The organism is Amycolatopsis sp. NPDC052450 (genome assembly GCF_044547565.1).
GTDB lineage: Bacteria > Actinomycetota > Actinomycetes > Mycobacteriales > Pseudonocardiaceae > Amycolatopsis.
On the sequence record NZ_JBIUAQ010000005.1, the window covers coordinates 83,232 to 98,725 of the forward strand.

General features: G+C 69.0%; 12 protein-coding genes. 4 read left to right on the forward strand and 8 right to left on the reverse strand.

Annotated elements, in window-relative coordinates:
* Positions 1–74 precede the first annotated feature (74 nt).
* The 3 genes from glmM to rplM form a co-directional block, all read right to left on the reverse strand.
* Entirely contained in the window at positions 75–1,409 is a 1,335-nt protein-coding gene (gene glmM / locus ACIHAO_RS11080; RefSeq protein WP_396556792.1) for a phosphoglucosamine mutase, read from the reverse strand.
* 231 nt (positions 1,410–1,640) lie between these two features.
* Positions 1,641–2,144 (reverse strand): 30S ribosomal protein S9, encoded by a 504-nt coding sequence (gene rpsI, locus ACIHAO_RS11085; protein WP_125788842.1) that lies wholly within the window; start codon positions 2,142–2,144, stop codon positions 1,641–1,643.
* 14 nt (positions 2,145–2,158) lie between these two features.
* Complete coding sequence (gene rplM / locus ACIHAO_RS11090) at positions 2,159–2,611, reverse strand: 50S ribosomal protein L13 (protein WP_005166833.1); 453 nt, start codon at positions 2,609–2,611, stop codon at positions 2,159–2,161.
* A 277-nt stretch (positions 2,612–2,888) separates the two neighbouring features.
* Here rplM and ACIHAO_RS11095 point away from each other — a divergent pair, with 277 nt between their 5' ends.
* Positions 2,889–3,779, forward strand: a complete 891-nt coding sequence (locus ACIHAO_RS11095) for a hypothetical protein (RefSeq protein WP_396556795.1) — start codon at positions 2,889–2,891, stop codon at positions 3,777–3,779.
* A gap of 3 nt (positions 3,780–3,782) precedes the next feature.
* On the forward strand, positions 3,783–4,511 hold the full coding sequence (locus tag ACIHAO_RS11100) for a DUF4333 domain-containing protein (RefSeq protein ID WP_396556797.1): 729 nt from the start codon (positions 3,783–3,785) through the stop codon (positions 4,509–4,511).
* A 122-nt stretch (positions 4,512–4,633) separates the two neighbouring features.
* Here ACIHAO_RS11100 and ACIHAO_RS11105 read toward each other — a convergent pair whose 3' ends face one another.
* The 5 genes from ACIHAO_RS11105 to eccCa all read right to left on the reverse strand — a co-directional run bounded on the left by ACIHAO_RS11105 (position 4,634) and on the right by eccCa (position 11,937).
* The gene (locus ACIHAO_RS11105; protein WP_396556799.1) at positions 4,634–4,918 is read right to left on the reverse strand and encodes a WXG100 family type VII secretion target; all 285 of its coding nucleotides are present in this window, start codon (positions 4,916–4,918) and stop codon (positions 4,634–4,636) included.
* A gap of 55 nt (positions 4,919–4,973) precedes the next feature.
* Positions 4,974–5,294 carry a WXG100 family type VII secretion target gene (locus tag ACIHAO_RS11110; RefSeq protein WP_125790059.1) on the reverse strand — a complete coding sequence of 107 codons (321 nt, stop codon included), beginning with the start codon at positions 5,292–5,294 and terminating at the stop codon, positions 4,974–4,976.
* 233 nt (positions 5,295–5,527) lie between these two features.
* On the reverse strand, positions 5,528–5,890 hold the full coding sequence (locus tag ACIHAO_RS11115; RefSeq protein ID WP_396556801.1) for a hypothetical protein: 363 nt from the start codon (positions 5,888–5,890) through the stop codon (positions 5,528–5,530).
* A gap of 12 nt (positions 5,891–5,902) precedes the next feature.
* Positions 5,903–7,861, reverse strand: a complete 1,959-nt coding sequence (locus tag ACIHAO_RS11120; protein ID WP_396556803.1) for a type VII secretion-associated protein — start codon at positions 7,859–7,861, stop codon at positions 5,903–5,905.
* 68 nt (positions 7,862–7,929) lie between these two features.
* Complete coding sequence (gene eccCa, locus ACIHAO_RS11125) at positions 7,930–11,937, reverse strand: type VII secretion protein EccCa (protein ID WP_396556805.1); 4,008 nt, start codon at positions 11,935–11,937, stop codon at positions 7,930–7,932.
* 469 nt (positions 11,938–12,406) lie between these two features.
* Here eccCa and eccD point away from each other — a divergent pair, with 469 nt between their 5' ends.
* Positions 12,407–13,771 (forward strand): type VII secretion integral membrane protein EccD, encoded by a 1,365-nt coding sequence (gene eccD / locus ACIHAO_RS11130; RefSeq protein WP_396556807.1) that lies wholly within the window; start codon positions 12,407–12,409, stop codon positions 13,769–13,771.
* A gap of 23 nt (positions 13,772–13,794) precedes the next feature.
* On the forward strand, positions 13,795–15,426 hold the full coding sequence (gene mycP, locus ACIHAO_RS11135; RefSeq protein WP_396556809.1) for a type VII secretion-associated serine protease mycosin: 1,632 nt from the start codon (positions 13,795–13,797) through the stop codon (positions 15,424–15,426).
* Positions 15,427–15,494 lie beyond the last annotated feature (68 nt).

Here is a 15,494-nt window from a genome sequence, read left to right on the forward strand (position 1 = left end):
CCCTAGGTATACGCACACGGAATGTACCGGGCCGGTAACCCGGGCGCAGCGACTTGGGAAGATCGTGAGAGGGCTTACGAGGCGGACGAGACGACACCCGCGAGCCGGTCGGCGGCCGCCTGTGCGGTGTCGTGGGCGGGGGCCTCGACCATGACGCGGACCAGCTGTTCGGTGCCCGACGGGCGCAGCAGGACACGGCCTTCTTCGCCGAGTTCGGCCTCGACGGCGCCGACGGCGTCGCGGACCGCGGCCGAGACGGCGACCGCCGCCTTGTCCGCCACCGGGACGTTCACCAGCACCTGCGGCAGGCGGTTCATGACCGCGGCGAGCTCGGCGAGCGACTTGCCGGTGGACGCCATGCGGCTCATCACCCGCAGCGCGGTGAGGAGACCGTCGCCGGTGGTCGCGTAGGCGGGAAGGACGACGTGGCCGGACTGCTCGCCGCCGAGCGCGAACCCGCTCGCGCGGAGCTCCTCGAGGACGTAGCGGTCACCGACGGCGGTGGTGACGAGGTTGATGTCGTGCGCGCGCATCGCCAGGTGCAGGCCGAGGTTGCTCATCACGGTCGCGACCAGGGTGTTCTTGGTCAGTTCGCCGGTCTCGGCGAGAGCGAGCGCGAGGACGGCCATGATCTGGTCGCCGTCGATGAGTTCACCCGCGGCGTCGACCGCGACACAGCGGTCGGCGTCACCGTCGTGCGCGATCCCGAGGTCCGCGCTGTGCTCGACGACGGCCGCACGCAACGCGTCCGGGTGATTCGACCCACAGTGCTCGTTGATGTTCACGCCATCGGGGTCGGCGTGGATCGCGATGACCTCGGCGCCGGCCTTGCGGTAGACCTCGGGGGCGGCGAAGGACGACGCGCCGTTGGCGCAGTCGACGACGACACGCAGGCCCGCGAGCGGGTGCGGGGTGGCCGAAAGCAGGTGCTGGATGTAGCGGTCACCCGCGTCCGCGACGTCCTTGACGCGGCCGACGCCGATGCCGGTCGGACGGGCGACGGGAGCGGCGAGACCGGCTTCGATCTCGTCCTCGATCCCGTCGGGGAGCTTGTGCCCGCCCGCCGCGAAGAGCTTGATGCCGTTGTCGGGCATGGGGTTGTGGGAGGCGGAGATCATCACGCCGAGATCCGCTTCGAGCGCGCCGACCAGGTACGCGACGGCGGGCGTCGGAAGGACGCCGAGGCGAAGCACATCGGCACCGGCGGAGGTGAGGCCCGCCACGACGGCGGCCTCGAGCATCTCGCCGCTGGCGCGCGGGTCACGGCCGACGACCGCGACCGGACGGTGCGAACGGTCGTGGGCCGCGAGGACGCGGGCGGCGCTGGCGGCGAGCGAGAGCGCCAGCTCCGGGGTCAGCTCCTCGTTGGCGAGGCCACGTACGCCGTCGGTACCGAATAGACGAGCCATCTGTCGACCTCCTTGAAAAACCACCACGACAACCTAGCCAGTACCCCCGGTTTCGCCTTTAGCGGGCTAAACGCGACGCGCGGAGCGCGTTTAGCCCGCTAAAGGCGAACGCGTGGGGCACGTGGGACTGCTGTGACAACGGGGCCCTCGGGCATGCCGAGACCCCGGAAACACGGAAGCGCCCATCCGAGAGACGGATGGGCGCTTCCGCGGGTTGCGCCAGAGGCGCGATCAGCGCTTGCTGTACTGCGGAGCCTTACGGGCCTTCTTGAGGCCGTACTTCTTCCGCTCCGTGGCGCGAGCGTCACGGGTGAGGAAGCCGGCCTTCTTCAGGGCCGGGCGGTCGTCGGCGTCGACCTCGACGAGCGCACGGGCGATCGCGAGACGGAGCGCACCGGCCTGGCCCGAGATCCCGCCACCGTGCAGGTTGGCGAAGATGTCGAACGAGTCGGGCTTGTCGACCGTCACCAGCGGCTCACGGATGAGCTGCTGGTGCACCTTGTTCGGGAAGTACTCTTCGAGCGTGCGGCCGTTGAGCTTGAACTCACCGGTACCGGGGACGACGCGCACCCGGACGACGGCCTCCTTGCGGCGGCCGACGGTCTGGGCGTTGCCGCCGGCGGCACGCGACGGGCGCGCGGTGCCGGGGGTCTCGCTCGTCGCGACGGCCTCGCCGACGGCGGGGGTCTCCGTGGTCGCGACGGCTTCGGTCGCGGTCTCCTCGGTGCTGGTCACAGACTGTTCCTCACTCACTGCGCGACCTGCGCGATCTTGGTGATCTCGCGCGCCTGCGGCTGCTGCGCGGCGTGCGGGTGCTCGGCGCCGGCGTAGACCTTGAGCTTCTTCGCCTGGGCGCGGCCGAGCTTGTTCTTCGGGAGCATGCCCTTGACGACCTTCTCGAGCAGGTGCTCGGGCTTGGTGTCGAGCAGTTCACCGAAGGAGCGCTTACGCAGACCACCGGGGTAACCGCTGTGCCGGTACGCGAACTTCTGCTCGCGCTTGTTACCGGTGAGCGCGACCTTCTCGGCGTTGACGATGATGACGAAGTCACCGGTGTCCACGTGCGGAGCGTAGGTCGGCTTGTGCTTGCCGCGCAGCAGCGTGGCGACCTCGGTCGCGAGCCGGCCGAGCACGACATCCTCGGCGTCGATCACGTGCCAGGCACGAGTGACGTCGCCGGGCTTGGGGCTGTACGTGGGCAAGGGTCTACCTCGTCGTCAACATTGCGTGTGGGTTCTGTGCGGGCCTAGCGCTTACGCGCCGCAGCGCACAACGACATATGAAGATACCCCCACGCCCGACCCTACTGCGAAGCGGGGGTCGGTCCGGGGTCCCATACTAGGACCGGCGCCCGGCGGGCGCCCCGCAACTGTACCTCGCCGGTGTGGCGGAACCGCCCACGGCATCGTCCTTCGCGGGAGAGGATGAGACGATCCGGACGCGCACCGCGCGCGGGGGACTCGATTCAGGGGAACGGCGATGAAGAAACGTCCAACGACCATCTTGTGCGTGCTGAGCGCCGTGCTGGTGCTCACCACCGCCTGCGGCCAGGGGCGCGCGGGCACGGCCGTGCCGAAGGGCGACGACGCGGCGACCTACGTCGGCACGAAGTTCGAGACGGCGATGAACAAGCTGCAGGACACCATCGGCGACCAGCGCGACGTCACCAGCGAGTCGGGCGCCTACTTCCGCTTCGACGAGAAGTACATCCGCAGCACGCTCTCGTCGGCCCGCACCGGTTCCCCGGAAGGCCGGGTCAGCCGTCAACGCTCGCAGAAGAACCCGGACGACAGCATCGACTGGTACACCCCGGCCGACGGCACCGTCGAATACGTGTACCTCGGCCCCGTCTACAAGAGCCTCGCCCCGACGCCGTGGGTTTCGATGCCGAAGTCGGAGACCGGGCTGACCATCCCCTGCGCCTGGGTCGGGATCATCACCGCCTGCAAGATGGCCGACGCGATCGCCGTGGCCTACAACGCGGACAAGAAGATCGTGAAGGGCGCGAAAAGCCTTCCGGAGAACCGGATCGAGCTGACCGCCGACGTCCCCTTCGGGAAGTTCATGGAACGCCGGGTGGAGATCCTGCCGCCGTCGATCAGCGGGGCGATCACCGGTGACATGAAGAAGGCCCCGGTCCGGACCACCGTCTCCCTCAACTCGGACGGGACGCTGAACCAGATCGTGATGGACGCCAAGATCGAGGGCGGCGGGCACAAGATCGAGCTGCGCTACGACTTCCGCTTCACCGGCAAAGCGAGCACGCAGGACCTGCCGAGGCTGCCGGACGCCTCGCAGATCACCGTGCTGCCGGACAAGGCGGCCAAGGACGATTTCAACCGCCGGTTCAACGAGTTGAAAGGCGTCTGAGGCATGACCGAACAGCAGCCGCAACAGCCGCAGCAGTGGTGGCAGCCGCCGGCGAACCCCGGAAACCAGCAGCAGGGTTGGCAGCAGGACGGCCAGGCGACCGGGCCGCATCCCGGGCAGTGGCAGCAGAACGACCCCAACGCCGCGACCACCGGTTCCTACACCGGGCAATGGCAGCAGCAGCCCGGCGTCACCGGCTCGTTTTCCGGGCCATGGCAACAGAACGCCGCACCCGCGCCGGGCACGGCATGGCAGCAACCGCAGCAGCAGCCCGCGCCGCAGCAGCAGGATTGGCAAGCCCCGCAACAGGTTCCGGGCACTCCCCCGCAGGGACAGTACGGCGGAGGCTTCCAGCAGGCACAGTCGTCGCAGTACGGCGGGCTCGGCGCTTTCGGCACGGAGCCCCCGAAGAAGCCCAAGGTTTCCAAGAAGACCTTGCTGATCGGCGGGATCGCGGCGGCCGTCGTGATCGCGGGCGGCGTCTCGGCTTGGCTGCTCGGCGCGTTCGCGGGTGACACTCTCGACGAGAAGTCGGTCCAGGACGGTGTCGTCCGCGTGCTCAACGAGCACTACGGGGAGCCGGACGTGAAGAACGTGACGTGTCCTTCCGGCCAACAGGTGGAGAACGGGACCACGTTCGATTGCTCGATCGATCTTTCGGGGCAGCAGAAGAAGGTCACCGTCCGGGTACTGAACACCACCCCGGAATTCGAGGTCGGCGCGCCGCACTGATCTCCGCCGGACACGGAAAAGCCGCGACGAACCCGTCGCGGCTTTTTCTTTCACACAAACGAAACGGCGGGCTCGGCATCCGAAGATGCCTGCCCGCCGTTGCTCGTTCGGAGCCGGAAGACTCAGAACAGGCCGGTGACGCCCTGTTCCGTGGCCTGGTAGCCGTCGGCCAGCTGCGGCAGCACGCCGGCGACCTGCGCGAGCAGCTGCTTGAGCTCCTCGAAGCTGTTGTCCCACTCCTGCTGAGCGGCCATGTACGCGACCTTCGCGTCACCGTCCCAGGTGTTGACCAGCGGCGACAGGTCGCTCTTCAGCTGCCCGAAGAGGGACTCCAGCTCGCCACCGGTGCTCTTGCAGTCGTCGGCCGCCGCGTGGATCGTGGCGTAATCGACCTTCATCTCGCCCATAAGTTCCTCCAGTCAGAAAGTAAGAAAGTCTTGGATTTGGTGCGGTGCGGCCGAATCAGCCGAGGACGCCGAAGCCCTGGTTGACCGACTTGATGAGCTCCTGCTGCTGCTGCTCGGTCGCGTTGTACTTCGAACCGGCCTGCTCGAGCAGGTCACCGATGTTCTGGAGGGACTGGTTGAGCTTACGGCCAGCACCGTCGAAGCGGGTCATGACGTTGTTGAACGCGAGCGCCGCGTCGCCGGTCCAGCCCGCGCGGGTGGCCTCGATGTTGTCGCGAAGCTTGCTCAGGTTCTGGTCCATCGAAACGCGGACCTCGGTCACGCGCTTCTCGGCCTCGGTGAACTGCTCAACTGTCCCGGTAAATCCGCCAGCCATGGGAGCTACCCCCTTCGTTCGTGGTTTATCCGTACTTGGTGAAGTTCGTTTGGTACGGACCTACGACGGAGACACTGCCACGTCTGGTTCCCTCTTGTCGCTCGTTGGTTTCAAGTAGTTGCTTGCGTTAACGCTCCGGGCGGGAACCGAACGCGGGAACCCGGTCAGCGCGCTGCGAATCGCGTGCCGAAAAGGGCTTTCACCACGCGATTTAGCAAACGCACAGTGGCCGGTCAATCGCCTCGGCTCATGATTCGCGACTGCGAAAAGTCCTCGTCGTCGTCACCCACACGTGGCCTTCTGGCCACCGGTTCTGGCCGAAGGGGAACCAAGTCTGCCGCTGCGGGCAAAGCGGGAACCGGAAGACCGGCGCCCGTGCGGAACCGTTTCGCCGCGTTCCGGACGGCGGCGGGGGTCGGCGCCGTCTCGCCGCCCGCGAGCCGTCCCTTGCCGAATTGCTTCGCCAGTTCCGCGTTCTCGCCACGGCGGCGTTCGTACCGTGCCTTGGCCGTTCGGGCGACCTGCCGGGCATAAGTGACCGCGTCCCGCCCCGTGCGGGCGAAGTGTTCGGCGGCGGTCTCGGGTTCGGGTGGCATTCGCCTCCCCCTTCAGTTGACGACCACCATCGTTTTGACGACCTGCTCGCAGGCCGCGCTCACGCGTTGTTCGAGCGGCGAGCCGGTGCCGTATTGGCAACCGATGTGGACGCGGGTTTTTCCCTGCGCGACGACGTACCAGTCGACACGCGCGCTCGGCTTGGTCTCTCGGTAGTAGATGACGGTCCGGCCGGCGTAGTTCGCGGAACCGTTGAAGCCACTGTACTTATGCGGTTTCTCCCGTGCCCCGGCGCTGAGTTCGTCGACGAGTTTCTGTCTGTCGGCCGTCGCGTCGTAGGCCATCACGTACTCCTGGGCGACCACCAGGTCGTCGCCGGTGAGGGAGTCGCTCGGGTGGATCACCACCTGACGGTTGGCGACGCGGTCGTCGGTTTGCGTCCAGTCCATCGGCGCGATGAAGCGATAGTCGTACTGGGCGAGCGTCCGGCCTTCCGGCTCGGCCTCCCCGCTGTTGACGGCGAAGAGGACGCCACCGACGACCGCCGCGACGGCGACCACGGCCGCGGCGATGATCCAGGGCGTCTTCTTGCCCTTCCCGCCGCGCTCGGCGGGTTTGGTCTCACGGGAAGGCTCACCCGGCCGCCACGGCGGCGGGGCCGCTATCCCCTGCTGTCCCATCGGAGGCGACGGCGGCCCCTGCTGCCGCGTCGCGTTTAGGGGGCTAAACGCGCTCTGCGGGTGCGGGGCGGGCTGGTGGGGGCCGGGCGGGAACTGGGGGCGCGGGTTTTCGGGGCGCCGATCGGCGGGGGCGGGCGCGGGGGCGCTACCGACGCGCGAGACCGCGGAACCCGCGAGCGACCCCGTCCGGTCCGGGTCGATCAGCACAGCGCGCAGGGCACCTCGGGCGACCACGGTCTCCGGCTGGTCCAGCGTGGTGGGCACGACACCGGTCCGCTCGTGCACCAGCCGGGACACCATCGGGATCCGGCTCGACCCGCCCACGAGGAAGATCGCCGTCAGCTGCTTCGGCCGCAGCCCGGAATCGCCGATCGCGGCCACGGTCAACTCGACCGCGCGTCCGAGCGGGCCCGCGATGATCCGCTCGAGGTCCTCCCTGGTCACGTGGGCGTCGGCGAACGGCGGCGGCATCGGAACGTCGGTGTACGCGTGCCGGGACAGCGTCTCCTTCGCGCCGCGCACGTCCTGCCGCAGCACCCGGCGGCGCCGCCGATCGGTGAGTTCGCGGCCTTCGACCAGCTTCCGCCATTCCGGCGGATCGACGGACGACACCAGCGAACCCACGTGCTCCAGGAGCGCCTGATCGACGTCCGCTCCCCCGAAGCTCGGATCCCCCCGGGTGGCCAGCACCTGGAACCCGGCGCGTTTAGCGGGCGAACTGCGATCCGCCGGGCTGCCGGGCATGCGCTGGACCACGGAGACGTCGACGGTGCCACCGCCGAGGTCGAGCACCGCCAGCGCGTCGCCGGGGCGGCCGCTGAACTCGACGGTGCGCTCGGAGTTGAGGTCGGCCGGAGCGAACGTCGCCGCGTGATAGACCGCCGCGGCGACCGGCTCCGGCACGAGCGCGACCTGACGTGCGAGCCCGCCCGCCGCCTGCCGGAGCAGACGGGTCCGGGTCGCGCCCCAATCGGCGGGGTGGGTCAGGACGAGCAGCTCGACCTCGGCGTCACCGGCGAGCCGGCGCGCCTCGGTCACCGCGCGTTTCAGCACGGCGTGGACGACGTCGGTCACGCGGAGGACGTTGTCGCCCAGCAGCAGGTCGCCTTCGTCGATCCGGCGCTTCGGATTCGGCTCGTAGCGCGACGGATCCACCGCCGCCTGCCGTTCCGCCTCCTGGCCGACGAACAGCGTCCCGTCCGGCGCGGCGTAGACCGCCGACGACATCAGGGGCTGCCCGTCCACCACGACGACCTGCGGCTCGCGGCCGTTGATCGAGGCGACTACGCAGGTGCTCGATGTCCCGAAGTCCACCGCTACCCGCACAGTCACTAGCCACTCCCGCAGATCGTCGTCGTCACCCCTCGCCCAGCCGGGACCTCACCTGGTTCCGCGGGAGGTCAGTCCGGCTGGATCCACGAGACCTGCATGAGCTGCTTGCCGTGCTTCCGGGTCACGAGGTTGCCTCGGCCCGGCGGCATCTGGCTCGGCTTCACGTTCGCGACGAGGTTGCCCTCGTCACGCGAGCCGTTCATGACCATACCGGGCGCCGCGATCTCCCTGAGCTTGCCGAGGATCGGGTCGAACATCGCCCGGCTCGCGCCACCGCTGCGGCGCACGACGATGACGTGCAGACCGACGTCCTTCGCCTGCGCGAGGAACTCGGCGAGCGGCTTCAGCGGGTTGCTCGTCTGCGTGGCGACCAGGTCGTAGTCGTCGACGATGATGAACAGTTCCGGACCGGTCCACCAGGACCGGGTCTTGAGCTGCTCCTGCGTGACGTCCGGACCGGGGAGCCGCCGGGTCATCGACCCGTGGACGTCCTTGACCATGCTGTCGAGCTGCGCGGCGGACACCGCGTAGCCGAGCAGCTGGTCCCCGCCGACGAAGCCGAGCATCGTGCGCCGGTAGTCGACGAGGATGATGACCGCTTCCTGCGTCGTATACCGCTCGGTGATGCCCCGGGTGATCTGGCGCAGCAGGTTCGTCTTGCCCGACTCGCCGTCCGCGAACGCGTAGAAGTGCGAATCGGAGGCGAAGTCGAGGTAGATCGGCTGGAGGTCTTCCTCGTTGACGCCGATCGGCACCAGCTTCGTGTTGCGCTTGGTGTCGATGGACAGGACCTCGTCGTAGGTGACCATCTCCGGCAGCAGGCGGACCTGCGGTGCCGGACGGCCCTTCCACGCCGCCTTGATCTTCGCCACCGCGTCGGCGACACCGGCCGCGACGTCGTCCGCGTTGCTCGAACCGTCGATGCGCGGAAGACCGGTCAGCAGGTGCAGCTTGTCCCTGGTGAGACCGCGGCCGGGACGGCCGGCCGGGACGTTCACCGCGACCCGGCGGTCGATGTCCGACTCGCTCGGGTCACCGAGACGCAGCTCGAACCGGGTGCCGATCATGTCCTTGATCGCCGGGCGGATGTCCGCCCACCGGTTCGCCGCGATGATGACGTGCACACCGTAGGAAAGACCCTGGGTGGCGAGCTTGGTGATCGAGGTCTCCAGCTCGTCGAAGTCGTCCCGCAGCGCCTTCCAGTTGTCGACGATCAGGAAGGCGTCACCGAAGGCGTCTTCCTCGGGCTTGATCTCGCCGCGCCGCTTGCGGTTGCGGAACTCGTTCATCGAGTCGATGCCCATGGCACCGAACCGGCCTTCCCGCTCGGTGAGCAGGGTGGTCAGCTCGGCCACGATCCGGCGGGCCTTGTCCGGCTCGCGGCGGGCGACGGCGACGCCACCGACGTGCGGCAGGCCCTGGAGACCGGCCAACGTACCGCCACCGAGGTCGAGCGCGTAGAACTGCGCTTCCTCGGGGGTGTGGGTCAGCGCCATGGACATGATCAGCGTCCGGAGCATGGTCGACTTGCCCGACTGCGGACCGCCGACGATCACACCGTGCCCGGCGCCACCGGAGAAGTCGGCCCACAGCAGGTCACGGCGCTGCTCGTACGGGCGGTCGACGATGCCCATCGGCACCTGCAGCCGTCCGTTGCCGAAGAACCCGACCGGGGAAAGACCGCGGTCGTCGGTGGGGTTCAGGTTCGGCAGCAGGGTGTCGAGCGAGTTCGGCTCCTTGAGCGGCGGCAGCCAGACCTCGTGCGCGGGCGGGCCCTGGCCGATCAGCCGGGACACGATCACGTCGAGCTCACTGGGCTCGACGGCCTCCTCCTGCTTGGCCTCTTCCACCGGCGCGGCCTCGATCTGCTGCGGCTCCGGCTCCTTCGGCAGTTCGACGAAGTCCGGGACGAACAGCTGCGGGCGCTTGTCCGCGCGAACCACCGTCGCGGCCGGGCCCGCCGCCTTGATCCCCGCGGGCCGGTACGGGCCCGAGACGTACGAGGCCTTGAAGCGGACCAGCGTCGAGGTGTCGTACTTGAGGTAACCGCCACCGGGCACGGACGGCAGCTCGAACGCGTCGGGCACGCCGATCGCGGCACGGGATTCCGCGGCGGAGAAGGTCTTCAGACCGATGCGGTAGGAAAGGTGCGAGTCGAGACCACGCAGCTTGCCCTCTTCCAGCCGCTGCGACGCGAGAAGCATGTGCATCTGCAGCGACCGGCCCAGACGGCCGATGGCGACGAACAGGTCGATGAAGTCCGGCTTCGCGGCCAGCAGCTCGGAGAACTCGTCACAGACGATGAAGAGCGCGGGCAGCGGGTCGAGGTCGGCGCCGTTCTCGCGGGCTTTCTCGTACTCCCAGACGTTCTTGAAGTTACCGCCGTTCTTCAGCGCCTCCTGGCGCCTGTTCATCTCGCCGGCCAGCGCGTCCTTCATCCGGTCGACCAGCGTGACCTCGTCCGCGAGGTTGGTGATGACCGCGGAGACGTGCGGCGCCGCGTCCAGACCGAGGAACGTCGCACCACCCTTGAAGTCGACGAGGACGAAGTTCAGCGTGCTCGACGAGTGCGTGGCGAGCATGCCCAGCACCAGGGTGCGGAGGAACTCCGACTTACCGGAACCGGTCGCCCCGATGCACAGGCCGTGCGGGCCCATGCCCTCCATCGCGGCTTCCTTGATGTCCAGCTCGACCGGCTGGCCGTACTCGCCGACACCGAACGGGACGCGGTAGCGGTCTCGCACCGGGCGCGGGCGCCAGGACTGCTGGACGTCGAAGGTCATCGGGTCGCCGGGGATGCCCAGCAGTTCGAGCAGACCGGGGTTGGACAGCAGCGGCTCTTCCTCGGCGGCGTCCTGCGCGGCGGTGCCGACGCGGTACGGGGCGAGGAGCCTCGCGAGGGCTTCGGCCTCGACCACGCTGAGCGTGTCCGGGCGGCCGAACCATTCGACGCCGCCGGCGCTGCGCGCGCCGAGACGGTCTTCTTCGACGACCAGCCGCAGACCGCGGCGGGCCGCGAGGTTGCCGATGGAGTCGGAAAGATCGATCAGGGTGACGCCGACCAGACCCTCTTCGAGGATGATCTGCTCCTCGCGGGTGACCTCGGCGTCGTCGACGATGATGACGATGTGCGGCTGGTCCGGGGCTGGCGTCGCGTTGCGGGAGAACCGCTGACGGTCACGGAGTTCCTCGTCGAGCCACTGCTCGATCTGCGCGAGGGAGCCTGCCATCATCCGCAGCTGGCCGATACCGTCGGCGAGCGCCGGATGCTGGGCGTGCGGCAGCCACTTCGCCCACTCCCACTCCTCCTTGGCGCGGCCCGCCGTCGCGACCGCGATGAGGACGTCGTCGGGGCTGTGGAAGGTGACCAGCTGCGCCAGCATCGCCCGGGTGAGACCGCGGGTGAGGCCGCGATCGCCCTGCATGCTGACCGCGGCGAACCCGCGGAGGGTGATCTGGGTCGGCAGGTCCGGGACGATCGAGTGCGCGCGGACGAACCGGCGCAGGGCGAGCGTGGCGATCGGCTCCAGCTCGTCGACCGGGCCGGTCTGCGGCGGCACCAGCCGCGTCGCGAGCCGGTGCGAACTGCGGCCGACACGGAGATGGAGGAAGTCCTGGTCGTTCTGGCGTCGCTCCCACATGCGGCGGCTCGCGGCCAGCGACCACATCGTCTGCGGGTCGGGGTGAACCCACTCGAGCGCGGCACGCTGGTCGACCATGGCCTCGCGGGCCCTGTCGCGCATCTGGCCGAGGTAGCGCAGGTAGTCCTTGCGGTCCTCGTCCATCTCGGCCTTTTTGGCGCCACCGCCCTTGCCCGCGCCGCCGGCCATCATGCCGACGGTGCTGAGCACCATCATGCCGCCCATCATCATCATCATGGGATTGCGTCCACCCGTGGTGAACATGAAGACCATCATCCCGATGGAGGCGACGATCATCACCGCGGGAAGCAACTTCATGACGATGTTGCCCGGGATGGTGCGCGGCACCTCAGGCGGCGGTTCGAGATGCACCTCGCCACCCGGCGGCCGAGGTGCCGCCAGGCGCGGTGACTTCTTGAACTGCAGCGTGCTCATCGAAGGACCCCTCTTCAAACTCGACGATGGCGGCCACCGTTGGTGCGCGTACTGGTGCGCGAGACAACCTATCGAACGTGGCCGGTGAAATCCGGACAACGCCGAGAACGACCCCGGACGAGGCCGTACGCCTGCCGGGAGTGTAGGACGCGGGCTCCGCCGACTTGCGTTTAGCGGCCTAAGTGCGATCCGGCGCCCCCGGGGCCCGACGTGCGTTTAGCCCCCTAATCGCGATCCGGCGGTCGGGGTCCGCTCAGGTGCCCACAGCTCCGGCGCGTCACGATCAGCCCGCTAAAGTCGACGCGCCGGCAGCTGATCTGAGGGGCTCGGAGGTCGCCTCTCCTACTTTTGCCGGTCTTTTTCCGACAGTCGATGATGTGGGCACCCGGGTTCGGTATAGGTTCCCCCGGGAGCAGACTCTCAGGGCAGGGGGAAGGCAGTGGCAACGGGCACGACGGTATTCAGCAGGGTGACGGTGGTCGCGCCACGCACCCGGATCGACGTGGCTTTGCCGGCTGACGTCGCGGTGGCGGACCTGCTGCCCATGCTGTTGGAGATGGCGAAGGAGGCGACGCCGGACGGCGGCGCCCGCCACGGCGGCTGGGCACTCGCGAAGCTGGGCGACGCGCCGCTCGACCCGAGCCGGACCCTCGCGTCCCTCGGTGTCGTCGACGGCGAGCTCCTCCAGCTGCGCAAGCGCAACGAAAACCCGCCGCCTCCGCTGTACGACGACGTCGTCGACGCGATCGCCGAGTCGTCCCCGGACAGCTTCCGTCCGTGGACCAAGGAGACGGCGCGCCGCTTCGGGCACATCGCGGGCGGGCTGGCGCTGTTCTTCGCGGCCCTCGCGCTCTTCACCAGCGGGTCGTTCTACGGCGGCAACGCACTCGCCGCCGCGATCGCGGGCGGCGTCGGCGCGATCGCGTGCGTCGCGATCGGCGCGACACTGGCCAAGGCCTACCAGGCCGAGGCGACCGGCGTGCTGATCGCCGCGGCGGGCGGGCTTCCGCTGGCCTTCGTCAGCGGCTTCTACATCGTGCCGGGGTTGTCCCTGTGGGCGAACCTGCTGCTCGCGAGCACTCTCGTGATCATCGTGGCGGCGGTCTGCATCCTCGTCATCGGGCACGGCATCACCACGTTCATCGCGGCCGCGACGACGGCCACGATCTCGGCGCTGACGTTCCTGGCCGCGACGCTCATCGACACTCCGATCGCCGGCATCGCGGCCGGCGCCACCGCGTTCTCGCTGGCGTGCATCTCGCTGCTGCCGCGCGCGACGATCAAACTCGCGGCCCTTCCGACGCCGCACGTTCCCGGTAGCGCCGAAGAGCTCAAGGAAGACTCGGGCTTCCCTGACTACCGCGCCATCGAACGCCGCACCGCGGTCGCGCACGAGTACATGACCGGCCTGCTGACCGGCTGCGGCGCGGCCACCGCGCTGTTCGCGATCATCGCCTCGACGTCTCCTTCGATCTTCGGCCCGATCCTCGGCGTGATCGCCACGCTGGTCCTGCTCCTGAGGGCGCGGGCGTACGCGAACGGCGCGCAGGCCATCGCCCTCTTGACCACCGGCATGGTGTCCGGCGCGGGCATCCTGCTCGGCTGGATGTGGTCGGCGAGCCCGTTGAACCGCGTCCTGTTCGTGTTCGGCGCGCTGCTGCTGATCGGCGCCGGCGCGCTCGTGGTCGGCGTGATCTTCCCGAACCAGCGCTTCTCGCCGCCGCTGCGGCGGACCGTGGAGATCTTCGAGGCCGTCTTCATCGCGACGGTGCTCCCGCTGGCGCTCGGCGTCATGGATCTCTACACGACGCTGCGCCACCTCAACTTCAAGTGACGACCCGATCGGATGATGCTCTGATGGCCGTAGCGCGGAAGTCCAGGGGGACGCGCGTCCGCCACCTCGGCCTCGCCGGACGTACCGGAACGGTGCTGCTGGCGGCCGGTATCGGTGTTCTCTCTCCGGCGTCGGTGGCACTTCCCGCCTGGGCGCAGCAAAGCAGCGTCGCGGCGGACTCCGACGGCTACTTCGCGACCCCGCCTCCGGTGGACAAGTCGAAGAAGCCGGCGGACGAGGGCAAGCCGGACAAGACCTACGAGAAGAAGACCGAGTGCGTGCAGCGCAGCAAGCTCGGCGGCGACCAGGTCGACATCAAGAACCGCCCGTGGGGCCAGGAGTACCTGCAGATCGAAAAGGTGCACCAGCTGATGCGCGGCGCCACCCAGTCGGTCGGCGGGGGCGTCAAGGTCGCCGTGATCGACACCGGCGTCACCGCGCACCCGTACTTCGGAGGCCGTGTCGAATCGGGTGGTGACTACGTCGCGACCCCCGGCGGCGGCAAGGCACCGGGACTCGAGGACTGTGACGGCCACGGCACCGAGGTCGCGGGGATCATCGCCGCGAATCCGCCCGACGCGAGCATCGGGTTCCGAGGAGTGGCACCCGACGCCACGATCCTGTCGATCCGTCAGTCCAGCCAGAACTACGAGGAAGCGGAGAAGAAGCCCGAGCCGCCGGCGTCCAGCGCCGCTCCGCCGTCTTCGTCGAACAATCCGGGATCGCAGCTTCCGCCGTCCTCACAGGGAAACGGTGCCGTCGGCGGCACCGCACCGGGTCAGGACAAGGGCGGGCGGCAGCAGGAACAGGGCAAGACCGCGGGCACGCTGAAGACGCTCGCGCAGGCCGTGGTCCGGTCCGTCGACAAGGGCGCCCAGGTGATCAACATGTCGGTCGACAACTGTCGTCAGGCGGACGGGAACATCACCCTCGGCGAGCAGCAGCTTCAGGCCGCGGTGAACTACGCCGTCGAGAACAACGTGGTCGTCGTCGCGGCGGCGGGCAACGTCGGCGAGAAATGCCCGCAGAACGATCAGCCGGACCCCAAGTCCCCCAAGATGATCGTCACGCCGCCGTGGTTCTCCGACGACGTCCTGTCGGTCGCGGCGATCGACGACACCGGCGGTGTCGCGGATTTCAGCGTCAACGGGCCGTGGGTCAGTGTGGCCGCTCCGGGCACCAAGATCATCTCGCTGGACCCGGCCGAGGGGTCGAGCAGCCTCGCCAACCTGACGATCGAGGGCAACGGGAAGCCCGGGGCCATCCAGGGCACCAGCTTCGCCGCGCCGTACGTCGCCGGACTCGCCGCTCTCGTGCGGGCGAAGTTCCCGGGACTGCCGGCTCGTGACGTGATGAACCGGATCAAGGCGACGGCGCAGCATCCGGCGGCACCAGGCGGACGGGACAACTTCGTCGGCTTCGGCGTCGTCGACCCGATCGCGGCGCTGACGGCGATCGTGCCGTCGGAGGCGGACAAGGCCAAGCCGGTCCCGCTGCCCGCGAATCTGCCGCCCGCGAACGACCGTGACCCCGCCCCGATGATCGTCGCGCTCGCCGGAACCGGCGGGGGCCTGGTGGCGCTGCTCGTCACGCTGTTCGTGGTCCACTCGGTCCGCCGCAACCGGCCTGCCACCCCTGCCCGCAAAACCCCGTAGGCGTCGACTTTAGCGGGCTAACCGTGATCCGAGCGGGACTCGCCTCGGAGCCGCCCAGATCGCGGTTA

Excerpts from the sequence above, each read along its gene's own strand:
- ACIHAO_RS11105 (WP_396556799.1), bottom strand. The coding sequence starts at position 4,918 with ATGGGCGAGATGAAGGTCGATTACGCCACGATCCACGCGGCGGCCGAC.
- ACIHAO_RS11110 (WP_125790059.1), bottom strand. The coding sequence starts at position 5,294 with ATGGCTGGCGGATTTACCGGGACAGTTGAGCAGTTCACCGAGGCCGAG.
- mycP (WP_396556809.1), top strand. The coding sequence starts at position 13,795 with ATGGCCGTAGCGCGGAAGTCCAGGGGGACGCGCGTCCGCCACCTCGGC.
- ACIHAO_RS11095 (WP_396556795.1), top strand. The coding sequence starts at position 2,889 with ATGAAGAAACGTCCAACGACCATCTTGTGCGTGCTGAGCGCCGTGCTG.
- ACIHAO_RS11100 (WP_396556797.1), top strand. The coding sequence starts at position 3,783 with ATGACCGAACAGCAGCCGCAACAGCCGCAGCAGTGGTGGCAGCCGCCG.
- eccCa (WP_396556805.1), bottom strand. The coding sequence starts at position 11,937 with ATGAGCACGCTGCAGTTCAAGAAGTCACCGCGCCTGGCGGCACCTCGG.
- glmM (WP_396556792.1), bottom strand. The coding sequence starts at position 1,409 with ATGGCTCGTCTATTCGGTACCGACGGCGTACGTGGCCTCGCCAACGAG.
- ACIHAO_RS11115 (WP_396556801.1), bottom strand. The coding sequence starts at position 5,890 with ATGCCACCCGAACCCGAGACCGCCGCCGAACACTTCGCCCGCACGGGG.